A 19,241-nucleotide genomic window follows, 5' to 3' on the forward strand; every position below is an offset into this window, starting at 1 on the left:
TCTGCTCCTCCGCGGACCACGAAAGGGTCGGATCTCTGATCGCCCGACGTTGTCGAACAGTATGTACCCCGAGTAATCCCTAGGACTAGACCCAAATCTGATTCGAAATGCGCATTTAACACGAACGTTCGATACGCGATTCGAAGATTCCGGCGTATCACCAGCCTTCGGACAGCACCCAATCCAGCATCCGCACGACATGATCGGCGCTCTCGGGGGTCAGACACAGCGGCGGCTTGATCTTCAGAACGTTCGAGCGCTCGGAGGTCGTCAGCACGATGACTCCGAGTTCGCGCAGACGCTCGCAGATCGCTGCGGCTTCGGCGGCGGCGGGTTCGAGTGTGTCCTGGTCACGGACGAGCTCCACCCCGAGATAGAGACCGGCGCCGTGAACGGGGCCGACGAGCGGATGCCGCGTCGTCAGCTCCCGCAGGCCGTTCGCGAGACGCTCACCGACCACGAGGGCGTTGCGCTGCAGGTCGTCCTCGACCATGGCGTCGAGCACCGCGATCCCGACCCGGCAGCTGACCGTGCTGCCTCCTGCCGACGAGAAGAACTGTCCCTGAGTCGCCAGAGCATCCGCGATGCGCTTCGTGGTGATGACGCCGCCGATCGGGTAGCCGTTCCCCATCGGCTTCGCGATCGTGACGATGTCGGGGATCACCCCCGACACCTCGAAGCCCCAGAACGACGACCCCACCCTGCCGAATCCGACCTGCACCTCATCCGCGATGCACAGACCGCCTGCGGCCCGGATGCGCTCGTACGCGCCCGGCAGGTAGCCGTCCGCGAGGAGCACTCCCCCGGCGTTCCCGAGGATCGACTCGCACAGGAAGGCGGCGATCTCGCGCCCGTCCGCAGTGAGACCGGCGATGTCGTCGTCGAGATCCGCGAGGTAGCGATCCGCGGCCCCCTCTCCGCGGTGGGTGCCGCGATAGGCGTTCGGCACATCGGCGACGTGCACCCAGTCGGGCCGGGTCTCGAGAGCATACGGATTGTCATAGGCGCTCGTCGTGACCGCATCGCTCGCCATCGTCCAACCGTGGTACGCCTCGCGGAGCGAGACCACGGTGCGGCGACCGGTCGCGGCCTGCGCGAGTCGAATGGCGAGATCGACGGCCTCCGAGCCGCTGTTCACCAGCAGCACGGTGTCGAAACCGCTGCCCTCCGGCATCAGCGCGAGCAGACGCTCGCTGTATTCGGCGAGGTCGCGGAAGAGGAAGCGAGAGTTCGTCCCGAGCGTGCGCAACTGCCGGTTCGCGGCGTCGGCGACTTTCGGATGACTGTGTCCGAGCCCTGCGACGTTGTTGACCATGTCGATGTAGGCGCGGCCGGTGGTGTCGACGAGATGATGTCGCCAGCCGCGCTCGATCTCGGGCGGGCGCTCGTAGTAGCGCTCCTGCGCCGAGGCGAACAACCGCTCGCGTCGCCGCTGCTCCTCCGCCGCGTGATCGCGTTGACCCCGCGACTCGAGGCCGAGCATTGGGGCAGGATCGGCGGTGAGCCGCGCCCAGGCGGCGACCCGTTCGGGCTCGACGAGCTGGGCCGCGCTGCCTGTCGCGGCCGGAGCATCCGTCCGACGGATACCGACGGCGATCGTGCGGATGCCGTCAGAGGCGGGCACCGATCCGATCCCCTCGCCCGGCTCGACCACCCGCCCGACCTGTGCCGCTCCCGCTCCGTCTGCCGCGGCGTCTGCGGCGACACCGCGGATCTCGATCGTCCACGCGTCGTCGACGATCACGCGGACGCCGTCCGAGGTCGGCTGCACACGGCCCGCATGCGGAGAAGCGACCGGCATCCGTCCCCCCGCGCGGAAGTGGATCTCGGTCTCGACCGGCCACGTCGGCGCGGCCGTGGCGCTGTCGATCTCGGCTCGACTCAGGCGGAACGCACCGTAAGGGAGGACGACCGCTGCGGCGCCGTCGTCGAGAGCCGTGCGCACGAGCCCCGCCTCGGCATCCGACGACAGCCACAGACCCTCGTCGAGGGCCGGTGATTCGACGCCGAGGTCGAGGACGGTCACAGGGCCGTCCAGTCCGGGCAGCAGCGGGCCGAGCGGCGCGGCATCTCGGGCGGAGGCGAACGGCGCGGCCGTCGCATCGACGCCGAGGCGGTCAAGCACCGCCTCGGTCATCTCCCCGAGGGGCAGCAGCGTCGCGGCGTCGAAGATCGTCTGCTCTGTCGCGATGCGTTCGCGCGCATAGTCGTTGTCGCCGTCGATCTCGAGCTGTCGCCAGCCGCTCGCGACGAGCAGCGAGGCGCGCAGCACGACGAGCGGCCACACCGCCCGCGCCTCGGCGTCGCTGAGCGGTGCATCCGCGTGGAATGCGGCGATCGTCTCGAGCACGCGGAGGGGGCGGTCCGGCTCGTGATGCAGCATCGACGAGACGCAGACGGCGAGCTCCGCGACCCGCCATCCCAGGCCCAGATCACCGAGATCGAGCACGGTCCGCGGGTGCAGTCGCGAATCGCTGCCGCGCACCCCGGTGACGTTGTCGTCGGTGAGGTCGCCGTGGATGGGCTGCACCGGAAGCGCGGACTCCACGGCGGCGATCACCGCCTGGGCATCGTCGGCCGCGGAGCGCACGCGAGCCCTGAGCTCGGCATCCGTGATCGCGTTCTCCAGCGCGAGCGTCTCGTCATGGGCGACGCGCATGTCCCACATCTGCGGGCGGTCGAGCCCCGGATGCTCGAGGTGCGACAGCGCGTTGACGGATGCCGCAGCGAGCGTGCCGAAATCGGCGAGCACCGCGGGAGCGAAGTACCCGGCGTCGACCATCGGCTCCCCCTCGGCGAACTGGCTGCGCCGGACGGCGAATCCTCGCCAGCGCTGCGTCAGCTCCCCGTCGAGACCGGGGAGGACGGCGGGGACCGAGACGCCGGCACGTCGGTAGGCGTCGAGGGCCGTGTGCTGGGCATCACGGGCCTCGTCGCCGAAGACCGGGTTGTCGACACGCAGCACGCTGCGGGCGCCGTCCAGCTCGATGAGCACGAAGTTGCGGTCCTGGTTGCTGCCCAGCTCGCGCGCGACGGCCTCGAGTCCATAGCACTCCCGCGCGATGGTGGCGGCGTCCGCCTCATCGACGTCCGGACGGACCAGGCCGCCTCCCTGTTCAGCGCTCATCGGCGCCTCCGATCCTCGTGTCGTGGGCATGGCGTGCGAGAGAGCTGCCGTACCGTTCGGTGAGCTGCACCATCAGGTCGGGGGTGTCGCGGTCGACGCCGAAGACGTGGCCGGGAAAGTCCAGCTCAGGCTGTGCGGCGGCGATCTCCTCATCACGATCGGGCGAGAGCAGACGCACCGGATCTCCGACCGCGACCCAGCCGATCGGGACGACCGTGCCCGCGGGCAGCACGGCCCTACGATGCACGATCGCGTTCACCCGCACCTCGCAGCGCTCGCCGATCACCGCGCCGTTGAAGACGCGGGCACCGGAGGCGAGGAACACCTCGTCACCGACCGTGGCTCCGGCGACGCTCGCGAGAGTGCCGATGAGGGTGTGCGATCCGATGTGCACCGCGTTGGCCGCGGTCGCACGTATCAGCGCGTTCTCCATCACGATCGCATGGTCGCCGATCGTGATGGGGCCGCCCTCGGCGGTGATCACGGCGCCGTGCAGGATCTGGCAGTTCGCACCGATCTCCACATCGCCCGAGATGACGGCGGTGGGAGCGATGACGGCGGTGTCATGGATCCGGGGCCGAGCCCCCAGGTGCTCGTACAGCATGCGGCCAGACTAGTGGGGCCGCCCGCTCCAGGCGCAGCATCCGCCCCCGGCGGGGGTCGCGGGGTCTCCCGATCGCGGCTCGACACGGAACCCGGCGTGTGCGGGGTGGCGGGGCGCGACGCGCGGGGTGCGCACTGGAGGGCGCGCGGGTTCGAACGACCGGCGGATGCCGCGGACGCCCTATCCGGCGGCATCCGCCGATCGATCAGTCCTCTTCGTGCTTCAGCGCGAGGCCGATCGCGAAGAAGGTCGGGGCCCACTCGCCGACGAAAAGACCCCAACGGTCGGACTGCGCCTTGGGGTCGTCGGCCTTGCGGGAGATCATCCATGACAGGAAGGAGATCCCGATGGAGATGAAGCCCGCGGTGTAGGCGTGGCTGCTGCGCACGCCCCACCCCGCCAGCAGCCGCAGCGGGTTCCACGCCGTCAGCTCCGCGGCTTTCCTGATCTGCTTCTTCGTGTTCATCGACATCGTCAGCTCCTCACGCGGCCGCGTCGCAGCATCCCGAAGATCACGGTCCCGATGAACAGGATGATCCCGATGATCGCCAGCCAGAACAGGCCCTTGACGACGAATCCGAGAACCGAGACCCCGGCCCAGATGACCAGGAGGATGATCAGCAGCGTCCACATGCCGTCAGCCTGGCGCGGCGCGGCGGGGTGTCCCACCCCGTTGACGCGCAACAGTCGCTGAGCTATTGCGCAGCCACCGGCTCCGGGAACAGCGCGGTGAAGAGCTGGCCGACCCATTCGAGAAGTGCCGTGTCCGCGAGCGGCTCGAGGCCGACGCCCACGGCGGCCGGCACGGTCGGCATCGGCACGACGAGCGCGTCTCCCCCGCCCACGAGCTTCGCCTTCGGATACAGCCGCTGCATGCGCACCTTGATCGAGTCTTCGAGTCGGGCCGGCGCGATCCGCAGGTTCGAGCCCATCGTCACCACGTCGGTGAGCCCCGCCCTGGCGGCACGGCGGCGCAGGCGCGCGATCGCGATGAGACCCTCGACCTCCTCGGGCAGGGCACCGTAGCGGTCGACGAGTTCGGCGATCACCAGGTCGATCGCCTCATCCTTGGCGGTCGCCGCCGACGCTGCCGAGAGCTTCTGATACGCCTCGAGGCGCAGACGCTCGCTGTCGATGTAGGTCTCGGGGATGCGCGCGTCGAGAGGCAGCTCCAGCCGCAGCTCCTGACCGCTCTCGACCTCTTCGCCGCGGAAGGTCGACACGGCTTCTCCGATCATGCGCAGGTAGAGGTCGAACCCGACTCCGGCGATGTGCCCGGCCTGCTCGGCACCCAGCATGTTGCCCGCGCCGCGGAGTTCGAGGTCTTTCAGCGCGACCTGCATGCCCGATCCGAGATCGTTGTTCACCGCGATCGTCTGCAGGCGGTCGGCCGCGGTCTCGCTGAGCGGCTTGACGTCGTCGTAGAGGAAGTACGCATAGGCGCGCTCGCGTCCTCGCCCGACACGGCCTCGGAGCTGGTGCAACTGGCTGAGTCCGTACTTGTCGGCGCGGTCGATGATGATCGTGTTCGCGTTCGAGATGTCGAGCCCGGTCTCGATGATCGTCGTCGAGACGAGCACGTCGAACTTGCGCTCCCAGAAATCGTCGACGACCTGCTCGAGCTGGTGCTCGCCCATCTGCCCGTGCGCGACCGCGATGCGCGCCTCAGGTACGAGCTCCGCGAGTTCCGCGGCGACCCGCTGGATCGACTGCACCCTGTTGTGCACGAAGAACACCTGTCCCTCGCGCAGGATCTCACGACGGATCGCGGCGGCGATCTGCTTGTCGCTGCGCGGCCCGACGAAAGAGAGGATCGGATGCCGGTCCTCCGGCGGCGTCGCGAGCGTCGACATCTCACGGATGCCGGTCACCGCCATCTCGAGCGTCCTCGGGATCGGTGTCGCGCTCATGGCGAGGATGTCGACGTTCGTCTTCATCTTCTTCAGGGCGTCCTTGTGCTCGACGCCGAAGCGCTGCTCCTCGTCGATGATCATGAGCCCGAGGTCCTTGAACATGACCTGGTCGGTGAGGATCCGGTGCGTGCCGATGACCATGTCGACCGTGCCGTCGAGCAGCCCCGCGAGCGTGAGCCGCGCCTCTTTGTCGGTCTGGAACCGTGACAGCGGACGCACCTTCACCGGGAAGCCGGCGAAGCGCTCGGTGAACGTCTCGAGATGCTGTTTGACGAGCAGCGTCGTGGGCACGAGCATGGCGACCTGCTTGCCGTCCTGGATCGCCTTGAACGCCGCGCGCACGGCGACCTCGGTCTTGCCGAAGCCCACGTCACCGCTCAGCAGCCGGTCCATGGGGATCGGACGCTCCATGTCCGCTTTGATCTCATCGATCGTCTGCAGCTGATCCTGCGTCTCAGCGAACGGGAACGCCTCTTCGAGCTCGCGCTGCCAAGGGGTGTCCGGGCCGAACGCGTAGCCCTTGGCGCTCATGCGCGCCGAGTAGAGCTTCACCAGCTCGACCGCGATGTCGCGGACCGCCTTGCGGGCCTTGCCCTTGGCCGCAGCCCAATCGCTGCCGCCCATCTTCGACAGCGTCGGAGCCTCGCCGCCGACGTACTTGGACAGCGAGTCGAGCTGGTCGGTGGGGACGAAGAGCTTGTCCCCCGGGTAACCGCGCTTCGACGGCGCGTACTCGAGCACCAGGTAGTCGCGCACGGACTTCGTCGCGTTGCGTCCCCCCGTGGACACCTCGCGCTGCGTCATCTCGACGAACCTGCCGATACCGTGCGTGGAGTGCACGACGAAGTCACCGGGCTTCAGCTGCAGCGGGTCGACGACGTTCTTGCGCCGCGAGGCGAGCTTCTTGACGACGCGCTGATCGCCGCCGATCGTGCGGCCGTAGAACTCGTTGTCGGTGAGCACCGCGAGCTTCGCGTCCGGTACCTGGAATCCGGCCTCGAGAGAGCCGGTCGTCAGCGTCGCCACCCCGGCATCCGGTGCGTCGACGAGATCGGCGACGATGCGCGCACCGATCCCCCGCTCGGACAGCACGTCGCGCGCGCGATCGACGAGTCCGGGGCCCGCGGCCACGATCACGACGCGCCACCCGTCGGCGACCCTGCCGTCGACGAAGGAGATCGCGCCGTCGACGTTGCCGTGGAACGACGGGATGACGGCCGCATCGGAGGCGTCGACGTCGGCGTCGCCGATGGAGAACGGACTCAGCCGCCAGACGACGCCTCCGCGGTCGTGCACCGCCTCGCGGAAGCGCGCGATCGTGAGGAAGTCGCCCGCGCCGAGATCGATGGGCGCCGAGGCCCCCGATGTGGCGGCGCTCCACGCGGCGTCGAGGAACTCGCGGTTCGTGTCGCCCAGGGTGATCGCGCGCGCGGTCGATCGTTCAGGGTCGACGACCGCCGCCGCACTGCCCTCGGGGAAGTACTCGGCCAGGGAGACGAGGGGGCCGGCGACCGCGGGAAGAAGTGACTCCATGCCCTCGACCGGGATCCCCTCGGCCATCTTCTCCAGCATCCCGGCGATCGCGGGGAACGCGTCCTTCAGAGCGCGCGCCTTGTCGCGCACCTCCGGGGTCAGCAGCAGCTCGCGGCTGGGCGGCAGATCGACGAGGTCGATATCTCCGGGCAGCGAGCGCTGGTCGGCGACCGAGAACGCGCGGATCTGATCGACCTCGTCGCCGAAGAACTCGACGCGGAACGGGTGCTCCGAGATCGGCGGGAACACGTCGAGGATGCCGCCGCGCACGGCGAACTCGCCGCGCCGCGACACCATGTCCACCCGGGAGTATGCGCGCTCGACGAGCTGCGCCGCGACGGTGTCGAGCTCATGCCCTCGTCCGCCGACTCTCAGTTCGAGCGGCTCGATGTCGCCGAGGTTGCCGGCGATGGGCTGCAGCGCGGACCGCACCGAGGCGACGACGACGAGGGGATGCTCGCCCGACCAGCTCGTGACGCGGCGAAGAGTCTGCAACCGCTGACCGACCGTGTCGGGGCTCGGACTCAGCCGCTCGTGCGGCAGGGTCTCCCACGCCGGGAAGGTCAGCACCTCGGCATCGGGCAGATAGGCGGCGAGCGCCTGCGCAAGGCTCTCGGCTCGGCGCCCGGTGGGGACGACGGCGAGCAGCGCCGCAGGATGGCCGTCTGCGGCGCGCCTCGCGAGCAGGCCGGCGAGCGCAGGCGCATCGAGTCCGTCGACGAGGCCGAGGTCGGCGTCGGTCCGCGCCCAGGAGAGGGCGTCGCGGTACAGAGACGCCTCTTCCAAGGCGCGCAGAATCCCCGGAACAGTCACCGGTCAAGCCTATCCGCAGCCTCGGACATCGAGACCTGCCGGGAAAGCGGGTGGCCCTACAGTGGACGGATGGAACCGGTCACTCTGACGACACCGCGACTGACCCTGCACGCGCCGAGCGCAGCGGATGTGGACGCGATCGAGCGTGCGTGCCAGGATCCGGAGATCGCTCGGTGGACCACCGTCCCGAGCCCCTACGGACGAACGGATGCCGAGGAGTACGTCCGCCTCGTCGGCGAGTGGTGGGCCGAGGGAAGCCAGACCGTCTGGTGCGCCTACCGCGAAGGAGAGCTCATCGCGTCGATCGGGCTCCACGGCATCACGTCACACCACGCCGGTGGCGAGGCCGAACTGGGCTTCTGGGTGGCGGCGGATGCCCGCGGTCACGGCTACCTGACCGAAGCGGCGCGGGCCGTGGTCGACTGGGCGTTCTCCGAGCTCGGGCTCGCGCGGATCACGTGGCGCGCGCTCGTCGGCAACATCCCGTCGGCCCGTGCCGCGCGGGCGCTCGGCTTCCGCTACGAGGGGCTCCTCCGACAGGGCTTCACGAGCCCGCGGATCCGGCACGACGGCTGGATCGGCGGCCTCCTGGCGACCGATGATCGAAAACCGGTCGCCTGGCAGGTGCTCGATGAAGTCGACGTCTGACCGACAGCCGATGACAGTGTCCGTGGCCGGTGGCAGGATGAACCCATGCCGGAGATGCCGGAAGTCCAGGGCCTGACCAGATTCCTCGACGAGCGCACCGCAGGTCGCACGGTCGAACGCGCGACCGTGGCGTCGATCGCCGCACTCAAGACCTACGATCCCCCGATCCATGCGCTCCACGGCGCCGCGATCACGGGCGCAAGGAGACTCGGCAAGTTCGTCGTGCTGTCGTTCGGTGAGGAGTTGCATCTCGTCTTCCACCTCGCCAAGGCCGGTTGGCTGCGCTGGTACGAGACGCTGCCCACCACCCTGATCAAGCCGGGCAAGTCTCCGATCGCGCTTCGCGTGGCGCTCGATGACGGAAGCGGCTTCGATCTCACCGAGGCGGGCACGAAGAAGTCGCTGGCGGTCTACGTCGTCCGCGACCTCGCAGACGTGCCCGGCATCGCGCGGCTGGGTCCCGATCCGCTCGACGACGGCTTCACACGCGACGTCTTCGCGGGGCTGCTCATCGATCGGCGCATGCAGATCAAGGGGCTGCTGCGCGATCAGGCCGTGATCGCAGGCATCGGCAATGCCTACTCCGACGAGATCCTGCACGCGGCCCGCATGTCTCCCTATGCGATCGCGGGAAAGCTCGACGACGAGGAGGTCGATCGGCTGTATGCCGCGATCCACGCGACCCTCACGGATGCCGTGACCGCTGCGTCCGGCAAACCACCGGCCGACCTGAAGGACGCCAAGCGCCGAGGGATGCAGGTGCACGCCCGTCGCGGGGAGGCATGCCCCGTATGCGGAGACACCGTGCGGAGCGTCTTCTTCGCCGACCGCTCGCTCGAGTACTGCCCGACCTGCCAGACCGGCGGCAAGGTGCTCGCCGATCGACGACTCTCACGGCTGCTGAAATGACCGCGTCATGCGTCGTTGCATGTCGCGGAATGAAATGCGCTCCGACGCGTTGACTACACTCAGATCAACACACGTGCTCCGGGGTCGGTGGGAATCCGAACCGGCGGTGACAGTCCGCGAGCGTCTCGGCGAAGCCGAGATGCCGATCCGGTGGAATTCCGGTACCGACGGTGATGCGAGAGACATCTCGCTAGTCCGGAAGGGAGGCAGCACGGGGCGCAGCAGTGCGTCCTTCGTGACCTCCTCCCTCCCACATCGATGATGCCGGAGCCTCGAAGGAGGACGACGGATGGCAGTGAACGAGGCGGAGCGCCAGGCGATGAGCCGCGCGCTCGCACTCGCGACGAACGGGCCGCGCGGAGTGAACCCGCAGGTCGGAGCGGTCATCCTCTCCTCCGACGGCGAGGTGCTGGCCGAGGGCTGGCACCGCGGCTCCGGCACTCCGCACGCCGAGGTGGACGCGCTGTCGAAGCTCGCCCCCGGCGCAGCGCAGGGCGCTACCGCCGTCGTCACCCTGGAACCCTGCAATCACACCGGGCGCACCGGTCCCTGCGCAGTCGCCCTGATCGACGCGGGCATCGCGCGCGTGGTCTATGCGCTCGATGATCCGGGAGCGGTCTCCGGCGGAGGCGCCGAGCGCCTGCGGGCGGCCGGCGTCGACGTCGAATCCGGTGAACAGCGGGATGCCGCGTACGCACTCATCTCCGGCTGGCTCACCGCCCAGCGCCTCGGCCGCCCGCATGTCACCGTCAAGTGGGCGCAGAGCCTCGACGGACGCGCCGCGGCAGCCGATGGCACGAGCCAGTGGATCACCGGGCCTGGGGCCAGGGCCGACGTGCACCGCCGACGCGCCGAAGCCGACGCCATCGTGGTGGGCACCGGAACCGTGCTCGCCGACGATCCCGCCCTCACGGCGCGCGACGGCGACGCGCTCCACGCCCACCAGCCGATCCCCGTCGTGATCGGCGCGCGCGAGACGCCCGCGGACGCGGCCGTGCGTCGGCATCCGCACGCTCCGCTCTTCTACGCGACGCACGATCTGCCGAGCATCGTCGCCGATCTGCACACGAAGGGCGTCCAGAGCCTTTTCGTCGAGGGCGGGCCGACGCTCGCGAGCGCGTTCATCGCCGCCGGCCTGGCGGACCGCGTGCTCGCCTACCTCGCGCCCGTTCTGCTCGGCGGCGACCGCCTCGCCCTCACCGACATCGGCGTGCCGACGATCGATGCCGCTCGGCGGCTGACCGTCGACGAATGGGTGCCGCTCGGCGCCGACCTGCTCGCCGTCGCACGTCCCGCCGAGAAGACCCCTGAAGAAGGAGACGCCTGATGTTCACCGGAATCATCGAGGAGATCGGAGAGATCACCGCGATCGCCCCATCAGGCGACGGATGGCGGCTCACGGTGCGCGCGCCGAGGGCGGCAGCGGATGCCGTGCACGGCGAGTCCATCGCGGTCTCGGGTGTGTGCCTCACGGTCGTCGGGTCCACGGAGGACACGTTCGACGCCGACGTCATGAAGCAGACGCTCGACGTCGCGGCCCTCGGCGGAGCATCCGTCGGGACCCGCGTGAACATCGAGAAGGCGATGCCGGTCGGCGCCCGTCTGGGCGGTCACATCGTCCAGGGCCATGTCGACGGGGTCGGCTCGGTCGTCGATGTGCGCCCCGGCGCCGAGTGGAGCGTGCTGCGCATCTCGCTGCCCGCCGACCTCGCGCCCCTCGTGGTCGACAAGGGGTCGATCTCGGTCGACGGCACCTCTCTCACGGTCAGCGCGGTGAGCGAACCCTCCGCCTCCGAGCCGTGGTTCGAGGTCTCGCTCATCCCCGAGACACTGGCGGCGACCACGCTCGGCGGTCGGGCCGTGGGAGACCGCGTCAACCTCGAGACCGATATCCTCGCCCGGCACGTCGAGCGCCTGCTCGCGTTCCGCGGGAACGACACCGCAACGGAAGGAGGCTCACGATGAGCCTGTCCACCATCTCCGACGCCCTCGAGGCGCTGCGCGCCGGCCGACCGGTGCTCGTGGCCGACGACGAGAACCGCGAGAACGAGGGCGATGTGATCCTCTCGGCGGAGCTCGCGACCCCCGAGTGGGTCGCATGGACCGTGCGCTGGTCGTCAGGATTCATCTGCGCGCCCATGCCCACGGACCTGGCCGACAGCCTCAACCTGCAGCCGATGGTCGCCGCGAGCGAGGACGCCCGCTCGACCGCGTACACCGTGAGCGTCGACGCCGCGCATGGCGTCACGACCGGGATCAGCGCGCACGACCGGGCCCACACGCTGAACGTGCTGGCGAACCCCGAGTCGGTGCCGACCGACCTCATCCGGCCGGGGCACGTGCTGCCGTTGCGTGCCGTCGACGGCGGCGTGCGCGAGCGCAGCGGCCACACCGAGGCCGCGGTGGACCTGATGAAGCTCGCGGGTCTGCGTCCGGTCGGAGCGATCGCCGAGGTCGTCGCCGAGGACGGCAGCATGATGCGCCTGCCGGGGCTCATCGGGCTCGGTGCCCGCGACGGCGTGCCGGTGATCACGATCGAGCAGCTCATCGCCCACCTCAACGAGATCGACCCGCAGGGCGCCGTCGCCACGGCGAGTCGCCGCGTGAGCCTGCGAGCCGACGCCACCGTGCCGACCTCGCACGGCACGTTCCGATTCCTCGCGTACAAGGATCGCGTGAGCGGCACCGACCACATCGCGGTCGTGAAGGGCGAGCCCGGCGAGACCGCGCTCGTTCGCGTGCATTCGGAGTGCCTCACCGGCGAGGCGTTCGGCTCGCTCAAGTGCGAGTGCGGCCCGCAGCTCGATGCCGCTCTCGACGCGATCGAGCAGGACGGCGGGATCGTCATCTACATGCGCGGGCACGAGGGTCGCGGCATCGGCCTGATCAACAAGCTGCGCGCTTACAGCCTGCAGGAGGAGGGGCTCGACACGGTCGACGCCAACCTCGCTCTCGGACTGCCGGCCGATGCCCGCGAGTACGCGGCTGCAGCCGGCATCCTCACCGACCTCGGGGTGTCGAAGGTCAGGCTGCTGACGAACAACACCGACAAGGTCGCGCAGCTGCGCGAACTCGGGCTCGACGTCGTCGAGCAGGTCCCCCTGATCGTGGGAGTCGGGCCGAACAACCACCAGTACCTCGAGACCAAGCGTGACCGCATGGGTCACATCATCGGAGAGGCGGAGCTCGCAGAGGCTCTCGCCGAAGGAAAGGACCACGCATGAGCGGCGCAGGAGCACCCCGGACCGGCGACATCGACGGACGCGGTCTGGACGTCGTCATCATCGCCGGCACGTGGCACGACGTGATCACCGACGGACTCATCTCCGGGGCGGTGCGCACGCTCGATGCCGCGCAGGCCTCGCACCGCCTGGTGCGGGTTCCCGGCTCGTTCGAGCTGGCGGTGGCGGCGCAGGCCGCGTTCGCGGGTGGGGCGGATGCCGTCGTCGCACTGGGCGTGATCATCCGCGGCGGCACCCCGCACTTCGAGTACGTGTCCTCGGCGACGACCGACGGGTTGACCCGGGTGTCGCTCGACGCCGGCAAGCCGGTCGGATTCGGCGTGCTCACGCTCGACGATGAGCAGCAGGGTCTCGACCGGGCCGGTCTCGAGGGGTCGAAGGAGGACAAGGGTGCCGAGGCGGCGGACGCTGCGCTGCGCATGGCGATCGTCATCCGGGAGCTGCGCGGCTGACATCCGGCAGGTCAGGGTGTCCTTGGTGGCGCCGACACGCCGGTGAATCGTAGCGTGAGGTCATGGAGACCCTGCGCCACATCGTGCTGTTCGTCCACCTCATCGGCTTCGCCGTGCTCTTCGGCGCCTGGGCTGTGCAGGCCTTCGGCGGCAAGCGGGAGTTCACGCGGCTGATGAGCATCGGCATGTCGATCGCGGCGGTCGCCGGCCTCGCTCTCGCAGCTCCGTGGGGACTCCCCGACGGTGTCGAGATGAACTACGCGAAGATCGGCACCAAGCTCGTGGTGCTGCTCGCGATCGGTGCCCTGCTCGGTATCGGCACCTCGAAGCAGCGCAAGACCGGCTCCGTGCCGTCGGCGATGTTCTGGCTCGTCGGCATCCTGACCCTCGTGAACGCGGGGATCGCCGCCATCTGGCGCTGAGTCCACCCCGAACCCGGCTTCTCCGGCCGTCGTTTCGGAGGAGATCTGCACTGCGGAGGACGAAACGGAGGGCTCCGACCTCCCGAAGGCCGATCTCCTCCGAACCGCAGATCCGAGGCGCGGCTCCTCAGCGCCTCAGGTGCAGTCCCATGGCCACGGCCCGCATGATCAGGTCCTGCACGTCGGCCCAGCGGTGCATCACCTGCTCGTAACCGACGCGGATCACGTGGTAACCCATCAGCATCAGTTGCGCATCGTGTTCGATGTCGCTCGTGCGTTGGGCGCCCACGTGATGACCGCCGTCGATCTGCACGATCAGCCTCTCGCCGATCAGCAGATCCACACGATGCCCCGCGATCCAGATCTGCCTCCGCAGCGGGAGATTCAGCCACCGCAATCGCGGAACCATGATCGATTCGAGTCCGGAATCCGCGAAGGGCTCCGCCTCCTCGATCAGCGCGTGTGCGGCGGGTGAGAGGGGAAGTCTGCGGAGCACATCAAGATCGACGGCTCCCGCGCGCAGCGCCGAGTTCCACACCGCCAGCGCGAAGTCGTGCGGCTGACAGCGCGCCACGATCGCAAGGGTGTTCTCGATCGGATCGGCGAGTGCATCCGGGTGCCGCGCGAGAGGCGGACGCTCCCAGTGCACGTGCGCAGCCACGGCGATTCTGCCGGCATGACGCGGAGCCGCCACGTGCGGAACCGACGGGTGCACATCCCACAACCCGAGACGCGCTGCCTGCGTGACGCAGGTGAGCACGACTCCCTGGGTCGCCGCCGACACCAGTAGCGGATCCGCTTTCGGTCCGGCGAGCCAGCCTCGACGCACTCGCTGAACGGTGCCCGCCTTGACCGCCTTCGCGATCGAATGCCTCGTGGCGCCGCGAGAGACCAGAGAAGTCGTACGAACCACATCGTCGGGAGCCATCAACTCGTGCAGGTCCATGGCAGCGAGCGTGCCAGCATCCGTTCGGGCACCGAGCCCGGAGTGCTCTACGAGACCGGGAAGTGGGGAGAACCTTCGAGAACGGGCATCCGTGCACGAGAATTCAGCCCTGCGATTCGGAGGTCTTCTGCACTCCGGAGGTCGGAATCGGTGGAATCGACCTCCGCAGCGCAGAAATCCTCCGCTGCGCGGCGACCGGAAGAGCACTCAGTCGCGCCGGGGCGCCCCCGTGCTCTCGCGCACCACGAGTTCGGTGCCGACGAGGGGCGTGTCCACGCGTGACCCTCCATCGAGCTCGGCGAGCAGCGCATCCACCGCCAGCGCGCCGACGCGCTCCGGATGCTGCTGCACCGTCGTCAGCGGCGGCCACAGCTGAGCCGCGTCCGGAAGACCGTCGAAGCCGACGATGCTGACGTCGCCCGGCACATCGCGCCCCGCCTCGCGGAAGGCGCGCAGCAGACCGATCGCCATCTGGTCGTTCGCCGCGAAGACCGCGGTGACCTGGCGATCCTCGCGCAAGCGCAGGCCCGCTTCGTAGCCCGAATCGGCGCTCCAGTCCCCCGGGATCACCTCAGGCACCGCGCGCCCCCTCGCCTCGAGGGTGGCCTGCCACGCCTCACGACGTCGCTCGGCGGAGTACGACTGCGCGGGACCGGTGACGTGCCACACGGTCTCGTGCCCGAGATCGAGCAGGTGCTCGGTGGCGAGCCTGGCCCCCTGGGCCTGATCCGTGTCGACGAACGGATGCTCGCCACCGCGGTTCGAATCGACGAAGACGACCGGCAGCCCCTGCGGGATCTCGACATCGGCCTCGTCGAGCTGATGCGCCTCGATCACGATGATGACGCCGTCGACCGCGTGTTCCTCGAGCCGCCGGAAGGCGCCGGCCACCGTCTCCCTTGCGCTGGACTGCACGGGGATGAGGGTGAGCGCATAGCCGAGCTCAGAGGCCCGCACAGCGATCGCGTCGAGGGTGCGCTGATTCCCGTACGAGCTGAACGAGAACATCACCACGCCGATGGTGCGGAACCTGCCCGAACGCAGAGCACGCGCGGCGCTGTTGGGCCGGTACCCGAGCCGCTGCATCGCTTCTTCGACCCGCTCGCGGGTCGCGGCTCCCACATATCCGCGCGCATTGACGACGCGCGACACGGTCTGGCCCGAGACACCCGCCTCGCGGGCGACGTCCTCCATCGAGGGATCCCGCCGGCGCTGCGGCGACTCTGTCGGTGCTTCAGAGGACACGATCACATCCGTTCATGTGTTGACGTTGACACACTAGCAGTCCGTCGCATATGTTGACGTAGACACATGGCGTACCCCTCACGCCCGAACTGGAGAAGACCCCGTCGATGACGACTGAAATCACTGCGGCACCCGGAGCGTTGAGCATCCGCCGCCGCGAGAAGCGCGACTGGAAGGGATGGGCTTTCGTCGGCCCGTTCATGGTCGTGTTCGCCCTGGTGTTCCTCACCCCGCTCGCCTACGCGCTGTACCTCAGCTTCTTCCAGGAGAAGCTCGTCGGCGGCAACGCGTTCGTCGGGTTCGACAACTACGTGCGCGCGCTCACCGACCCCCAGTTCTGGGAGGCGTTCGGCCGGGTCGTCATCTTCCTCGTGGTGCAGGTGCCGATCATGCTGGCGCTCGCCCTCGGCGCGGCTCTCGCCCTCGACAGCGCCCGCCTGCGCGGAGCATCCTTCTTCCGAATCCTGATCTTCCTGCCCTACGCGGTTCCCGCTGTCGTCGCCGTTCTCATGTGGGGGTACATCTACGGCGACCAGTTCGGGCTCGCCGGCAACATCAACGACTTCCTCGGGTTCGACCTGTTCGCGCCGTTCGCACGGGACATGATCCTCGTCTCGATCGGCAACATCGTCACCTGGCAGTTCGTCGGCTACAACATGCTGATCTTCTACTCCTCGCTGAAGACCATCCCGACCGAGCTGTACGAGGCCTCATCGCTCGACGGCGCGGGAACGTGGCGCACGATCTTCTCGATCAAGATCCCCTCGGTGCGCGGTGCGCTCGTGATCGCCACGATCTTCTCGATCATCGGCAGCTTCCAGCTGTTCAACGAGCCGAACATCCTGCGCCCGCTCGCACCGAACGTGATCACCACGTACTTCACCCCGAACATGTACGCGTACAACCTCTCGTTCGCCGGTCAGCAGTTCAACTACGCGGCGACCATCGCCATCATCATGGGCGTCATCACCGCCGTCATCGCCTACGTCGTGCAGCTGCGCGGCTCGAAGTCGGAGGTGCGCTGACATGGCACTCCCCCTCGCCCGCCCCTCTCGCACGCGAAACACGCTGCAGAACCCGCGCAAGTCGAACGTCCTGCTGATCGTCATGATCGTGTACGGGCTGTACACGCTCATTCCGCTCGTGTGGCTTCTGTTCAGCGCGACCAAGACCCAGTCGGGCCTGTTCAGTTCGTTCGGCCTCTGGTTCGCCGACGACTTCGCGTTCTTCGACAACCTCGCGGCGACCTTCCAGTACCGCGACGGCATCTTCCTGCGCTGGCTCGGTAACACCCTGCTCTACGTCGTCGTCGGCGCGGGAGGCGCAACCCTGCTCGCGACGATGGCCGGATACGGACTCGCGAAGTACAAGTTCCCCGGTCGTCCCGCCGTGTTCGCGATCGTGCTCGGCGCGGTCGCCGTGCCCGGAACCGCGCTCGCCGTGCCGACCTTCCTGCTGTTCAGCGAACTCGGGCTCACGAACACGCCGTGGGCGGTCATCATCCCGTCGCTCATCAGCCCGTTCGGTCTGTACCTGATCTGGGTCTTCGCGACCGAGTCCGTGCCCACCGAGCTGCTGGAGGCCGCCCGCATCGACGGTGCCGGGGAGTTCCGCACCTTCTTCACGATCTCCCTTCGGCTGCTCGCTCCCGGCATCGTCACCGTGGCGCTCTTCACGGTCGTGGCGACGTGGAACAACTACTTCCTACCGCTGATCATGCTCTCCGACCCGGCCTGGTACCCGCTCACCGTGGGTCTGAACCAGTGGAGCTCGCAGGCCATCGGCGCCGGATCCCAGCCGATCTACAACCTCGTGATCATGGGCTCGCTGCTCACGATCATCCCGATCGTCATCGCCTTCCTGATGCTCCAGCGCTTCTGGCAATCAGGTCTCACCGCCGGAAGCGTCAAGTAGGAGCCGACGGCATCTCGCAGCACCCCCGGTCCACTGCCGGACCACCCTCCCGAAAGGACACAGCAATGAAGCACCTTCCCTCACCCGCCGCACGGCGCGCACTCTCCGTGCTCGCGGTCGGCACCGTGGCGGCCATCGCCCTCGCGGGCTGCTCGGCCGGCGACTCCTCCTCCGGCGGCGGAGCTGCCGACGGCGACGGCACCTTCGCCTCGGTCGAGGCCGCGCTCGAGAAGGGCGGCGAGATCACGTACTGGTCGTGGACCCCGTCCGCCGAGGACCAGGCCGCCGCATTCGAGAAGGCCTACCCGAACGTCAAGGTCAACGTCGTCAACGCCGGCACGAACAACGACGAGTACACCAAGCTCCAGAACGCGATCAAGGCCGGCTCGGGTGCGCCCGATGTCGTGCAGATCGAGTACCAGGCGTTCCCGCAGTTCTCGCTCACCGACTCGTTCGTCGACCTGTCGCAGTACGGCTTCGCCGACTTCGAGGACGACTACACGGCATCGACGTGGGGCTCGGTGACCTCGGGCGACGCGATCTACGGTCTGCCGCAGGATTCCGGACCCATGGCGCTGTTCTACAACAAGTCGGTCTTCGACGCGGCGGGCCTCGCCGTGCCGACCACCTGGGACGAGTACTACGAGGCCGCCAAGGCGATCCACGCGGCGAACCCCGACGCGTACATCACCAACGACACCGGCGACGCGGGCTTCGCAACGTCGATGATCTGGCAGGCGGGCGGCCAGCCGTTCGCGACGGACGGCACGGACGTGACCATCGACCTCCAGGACGAGGGCACCCAGAAGTGGACCGAGAACTGGAACCGCCTCGTCTCCGAGGGCCTGGTCGCTCCGACCTCCAGCTGGAGCGACGAGTGGTTCCGCGGGCTCGGTGACGGCAGCATCGCAACCCTCATCATCGGCGCGTGGATGCCCGGCAACCTGATCTCGGGTGCTCCCGACGGTGCCGGCGACTGGCGCGTCGCCCCCATGCCGACCTACGACGGCACCCCCGCGAGCGCAGAGAACGGCGGCGGCGGCCAGGCGGTCACGACGCAGAGCGAGAACCCGGCTCTGGCCGCGGGCTTCCTGTGGTGGCTGAACAATTCCGAGGAGAGCATCTCGCTGTTCCTCGAGTCCGGCGGCTTCCCGTCGACCACGGCCGAGCTGTCCGACCCGGACTTCCTCGCCGACGCGCCCGAGTACTTCGGCGGACAGGCGATCAACGAGGTCCTCGCGGCCGCGGCCGACGACGTGGTCGAGGGCTGGAACTACCTGCCGTACCAGGTGTACGCGAACAGCATCTTCGGTGACACCGTCGGTCAGGCGTACCAGGACGGCAGCGACCTGAACGAGGGCCTCACTGCCTGGCAGGACGCGCTCGTCGAGTACGGCAACGCCCAGGGCTTCGCCGTCAACAAGTAGGACCCCCAGGGGTGGGTGCGCCGTCGGGCGCGCCCACCCCTGCTCC

The 19,241-nt window shown here is 68.8% G+C and carries 17 protein-coding genes; 10 read left to right on the forward strand and 7 right to left on the reverse strand.

Annotated elements, in window-relative coordinates; all coding sequences use genetic code 11:
• Positions 1-157 precede the first annotated feature (157 nt).
• From ACI3KS_RS13790 to mfd, 5 genes are all read right to left on the reverse strand, one after another.
• Positions 158-3,127 (reverse strand): aminotransferase, encoded by a 2,970-nt coding sequence (locus ACI3KS_RS13790; protein ID WP_404919113.1) that lies wholly within the window; start codon positions 3,125-3,127, stop codon positions 158-160.
• Complete coding sequence (locus ACI3KS_RS13795; protein ID WP_404919114.1) at positions 3,117-3,731, reverse strand: gamma carbonic anhydrase family protein; 615 nt, start codon at positions 3,729-3,731, stop codon at positions 3,117-3,119. Before ACI3KS_RS13795 ends, ACI3KS_RS13790 begins: the two co-directional genes overlap by 11 nt.
• A 205-nt stretch (positions 3,732-3,936) precedes the next feature.
• Positions 3,937-4,203, reverse strand: a complete 267-nt coding sequence (locus ACI3KS_RS13800; protein ID WP_404919115.1) for a hypothetical protein — start codon at positions 4,201-4,203, stop codon at positions 3,937-3,939.
• Between the two features lie 2 nt (positions 4,204-4,205).
• Positions 4,206-4,364 (reverse strand): hypothetical protein, encoded by a 159-nt coding sequence (locus tag ACI3KS_RS13805; protein WP_404919116.1) that lies wholly within the window; start codon positions 4,362-4,364, stop codon positions 4,206-4,208.
• Between the two features lie 62 nt (positions 4,365-4,426).
• The gene (mfd, locus tag ACI3KS_RS13810) at positions 4,427-7,990 is read right to left on the reverse strand and encodes a transcription-repair coupling factor (RefSeq protein WP_404919117.1); all 3,564 of its coding nucleotides are present in this window, start codon (positions 7,988-7,990) and stop codon (positions 4,427-4,429) included.
• 69 nt (positions 7,991-8,059) lie between these two features.
• Between mfd and ACI3KS_RS13815 the strand changes: the two genes are divergently transcribed.
• The 7 genes from ACI3KS_RS13815 to ACI3KS_RS13845 all read left to right on the forward strand — a co-directional run bounded on the left by ACI3KS_RS13815 (position 8,060) and on the right by ACI3KS_RS13845 (position 13,663).
• Complete coding sequence (locus ACI3KS_RS13815; protein WP_404919118.1) at positions 8,060-8,638, forward strand: GNAT family N-acetyltransferase; 579 nt, start codon at positions 8,060-8,062, stop codon at positions 8,636-8,638.
• Between the two features lie 45 nt (positions 8,639-8,683).
• Positions 8,684-9,547 (forward strand): Fpg/Nei family DNA glycosylase, encoded by an 864-nt coding sequence (locus ACI3KS_RS13820; RefSeq protein ID WP_404919119.1) that lies wholly within the window; start codon positions 8,684-8,686, stop codon positions 9,545-9,547.
• A 289-nt stretch (positions 9,548-9,836) separates the two neighbouring features.
• Complete coding sequence (gene ribD, locus ACI3KS_RS13825; protein ID WP_404919120.1) at positions 9,837-10,874, forward strand: bifunctional diaminohydroxyphosphoribosylaminopyrimidine deaminase/5-amino-6-(5-phosphoribosylamino)uracil reductase RibD; 1,038 nt, start codon at positions 9,837-9,839, stop codon at positions 10,872-10,874.
• Entirely contained in the window at positions 10,874-11,512 is a 639-nt protein-coding gene (locus tag ACI3KS_RS13830) for a riboflavin synthase (protein ID WP_404919121.1), read from the forward strand. Before ribD ends, ACI3KS_RS13830 begins: the two co-directional genes overlap by 1 nt.
• The gene (ribA, locus tag ACI3KS_RS13835; protein WP_404919122.1) at positions 11,509-12,771 is read left to right on the forward strand and encodes a GTP cyclohydrolase II; all 1,263 of its coding nucleotides are present in this window, start codon (positions 11,509-11,511) and stop codon (positions 12,769-12,771) included. Before ACI3KS_RS13830 ends, ribA begins: the two co-directional genes overlap by 4 nt.
• A complete protein-coding gene (gene ribH, locus ACI3KS_RS13840; RefSeq protein WP_404919123.1) occupies positions 12,768-13,241 on the forward strand; it encodes a 6,7-dimethyl-8-ribityllumazine synthase in 474 nt (157 codons plus the stop codon). Before ribA ends, ribH begins: the two co-directional genes overlap by 4 nt.
• A gap of 62 nt (positions 13,242-13,303) precedes the next feature.
• Positions 13,304-13,663 (forward strand): Fe-S protein, encoded by a 360-nt coding sequence (locus ACI3KS_RS13845; RefSeq protein WP_404919124.1) that lies wholly within the window; start codon positions 13,304-13,306, stop codon positions 13,661-13,663.
• A gap of 127 nt (positions 13,664-13,790) precedes the next feature.
• Here ACI3KS_RS13845 and ACI3KS_RS13850 read toward each other — a convergent pair whose 3' ends face one another.
• Both ACI3KS_RS13850 and ACI3KS_RS13855 read right to left on the reverse strand, forming a co-directional pair.
• On the reverse strand, positions 13,791-14,609 hold the full coding sequence (locus ACI3KS_RS13850; RefSeq protein ID WP_404919125.1) for a DUF559 domain-containing protein: 819 nt from the start codon (positions 14,607-14,609) through the stop codon (positions 13,791-13,793).
• Between the two features lie 207 nt (positions 14,610-14,816).
• Positions 14,817-15,803 carry a LacI family DNA-binding transcriptional regulator gene (locus ACI3KS_RS13855; protein WP_404919131.1) on the reverse strand — a complete coding sequence of 329 codons (987 nt, stop codon included), beginning with the start codon at positions 15,801-15,803 and terminating at the stop codon, positions 14,817-14,819.
• A 158-nt stretch (positions 15,804-15,961) separates the two neighbouring features.
• Between ACI3KS_RS13855 and ACI3KS_RS13860 the strand changes: the two genes are divergently transcribed.
• The 3 genes from ACI3KS_RS13860 to ACI3KS_RS13870 all read left to right on the forward strand — a co-directional run bounded on the left by ACI3KS_RS13860 (position 15,962) and on the right by ACI3KS_RS13870 (position 19,195).
• Positions 15,962-16,879: a carbohydrate ABC transporter permease gene (locus ACI3KS_RS13860; protein WP_404919126.1), complete on the forward strand. Its 918-nt coding sequence runs from the start codon at positions 15,962-15,964 to the stop codon at positions 16,877-16,879.
• Position 16,880: 1 nt separating this feature from the next.
• A complete protein-coding gene (locus ACI3KS_RS13865; RefSeq protein WP_404919127.1) occupies positions 16,881-17,768 on the forward strand; it encodes a carbohydrate ABC transporter permease in 888 nt (295 codons plus the stop codon).
• Positions 17,769-17,833: 65 nt separating this feature from the next.
• The gene (locus ACI3KS_RS13870) at positions 17,834-19,195 is read left to right on the forward strand and encodes an ABC transporter substrate-binding protein (RefSeq protein WP_404919128.1); all 1,362 of its coding nucleotides are present in this window, start codon (positions 17,834-17,836) and stop codon (positions 19,193-19,195) included.
• The last annotated feature ends 46 nt before the right edge of the window (positions 19,196-19,241 follow it).

The sequence above is a fragment of the Microbacterium sp. ZW T5_45 genome (assembly GCF_044987415.1).
Classification (GTDB): domain Bacteria; phylum Actinomycetota; class Actinomycetes; order Actinomycetales; family Microbacteriaceae; genus Microbacterium.

Bases quoted from the DNA above. Each gene is read 5' to 3' on its own strand.
- ACI3KS_RS13805 (WP_404919116.1), bottom strand. From the start codon at position 4,364: ATGTGGACGCTGCTGATCATCCTCCTGGTCATCTGGGCCGGGGTCTCG.
- ACI3KS_RS13860 (WP_404919126.1), top strand. From the start codon at position 15,962: ATGACGACTGAAATCACTGCGGCACCCGGAGCGTTGAGCATCCGCCGC.
- ACI3KS_RS13800 (WP_404919115.1), bottom strand. From the start codon at position 4,203: ATGTCGATGAACACGAAGAAGCAGATCAGGAAAGCCGCGGAGCTGACG.
- ACI3KS_RS13855 (WP_404919131.1), bottom strand. From the start codon at position 15,803: ATGGAGGACGTCGCCCGCGAGGCGGGTGTCTCGGGCCAGACCGTGTCG.
- ACI3KS_RS13865 (WP_404919127.1), top strand. From the start codon at position 16,881: ATGGCACTCCCCCTCGCCCGCCCCTCTCGCACGCGAAACACGCTGCAG.
- ACI3KS_RS13820 (WP_404919119.1), top strand. From the start codon at position 8,684: ATGCCGGAGATGCCGGAAGTCCAGGGCCTGACCAGATTCCTCGACGAG.
- ACI3KS_RS13795 (WP_404919114.1), bottom strand. From the start codon at position 3,731: ATGCTGTACGAGCACCTGGGGGCTCGGCCCCGGATCCATGACACCGCC.
- ACI3KS_RS13845 (WP_404919124.1), top strand. From the start codon at position 13,304: ATGGAGACCCTGCGCCACATCGTGCTGTTCGTCCACCTCATCGGCTTC.
- ACI3KS_RS13830 (WP_404919121.1), top strand. From the start codon at position 10,874: ATGTTCACCGGAATCATCGAGGAGATCGGAGAGATCACCGCGATCGCC.
- ribA (WP_404919122.1), top strand. From the start codon at position 11,509: ATGAGCCTGTCCACCATCTCCGACGCCCTCGAGGCGCTGCGCGCCGGC.
- ACI3KS_RS13850 (WP_404919125.1), bottom strand. From the start codon at position 14,609: ATGGACCTGCACGAGTTGATGGCTCCCGACGATGTGGTTCGTACGACT.
- ribD (WP_404919120.1), top strand. From the start codon at position 9,837: ATGGCAGTGAACGAGGCGGAGCGCCAGGCGATGAGCCGCGCGCTCGCA.
- ACI3KS_RS13815 (WP_404919118.1), top strand. From the start codon at position 8,060: ATGGAACCGGTCACTCTGACGACACCGCGACTGACCCTGCACGCGCCG.
- ribH (WP_404919123.1), top strand. From the start codon at position 12,768: ATGAGCGGCGCAGGAGCACCCCGGACCGGCGACATCGACGGACGCGGT.
- ACI3KS_RS13870 (WP_404919128.1), top strand. From the start codon at position 17,834: ATGAAGCACCTTCCCTCACCCGCCGCACGGCGCGCACTCTCCGTGCTC.
- ACI3KS_RS13790 (WP_404919113.1), bottom strand. From the start codon at position 3,127: ATGAGCGCTGAACAGGGAGGCGGCCTGGTCCGTCCGGACGTCGATGAG.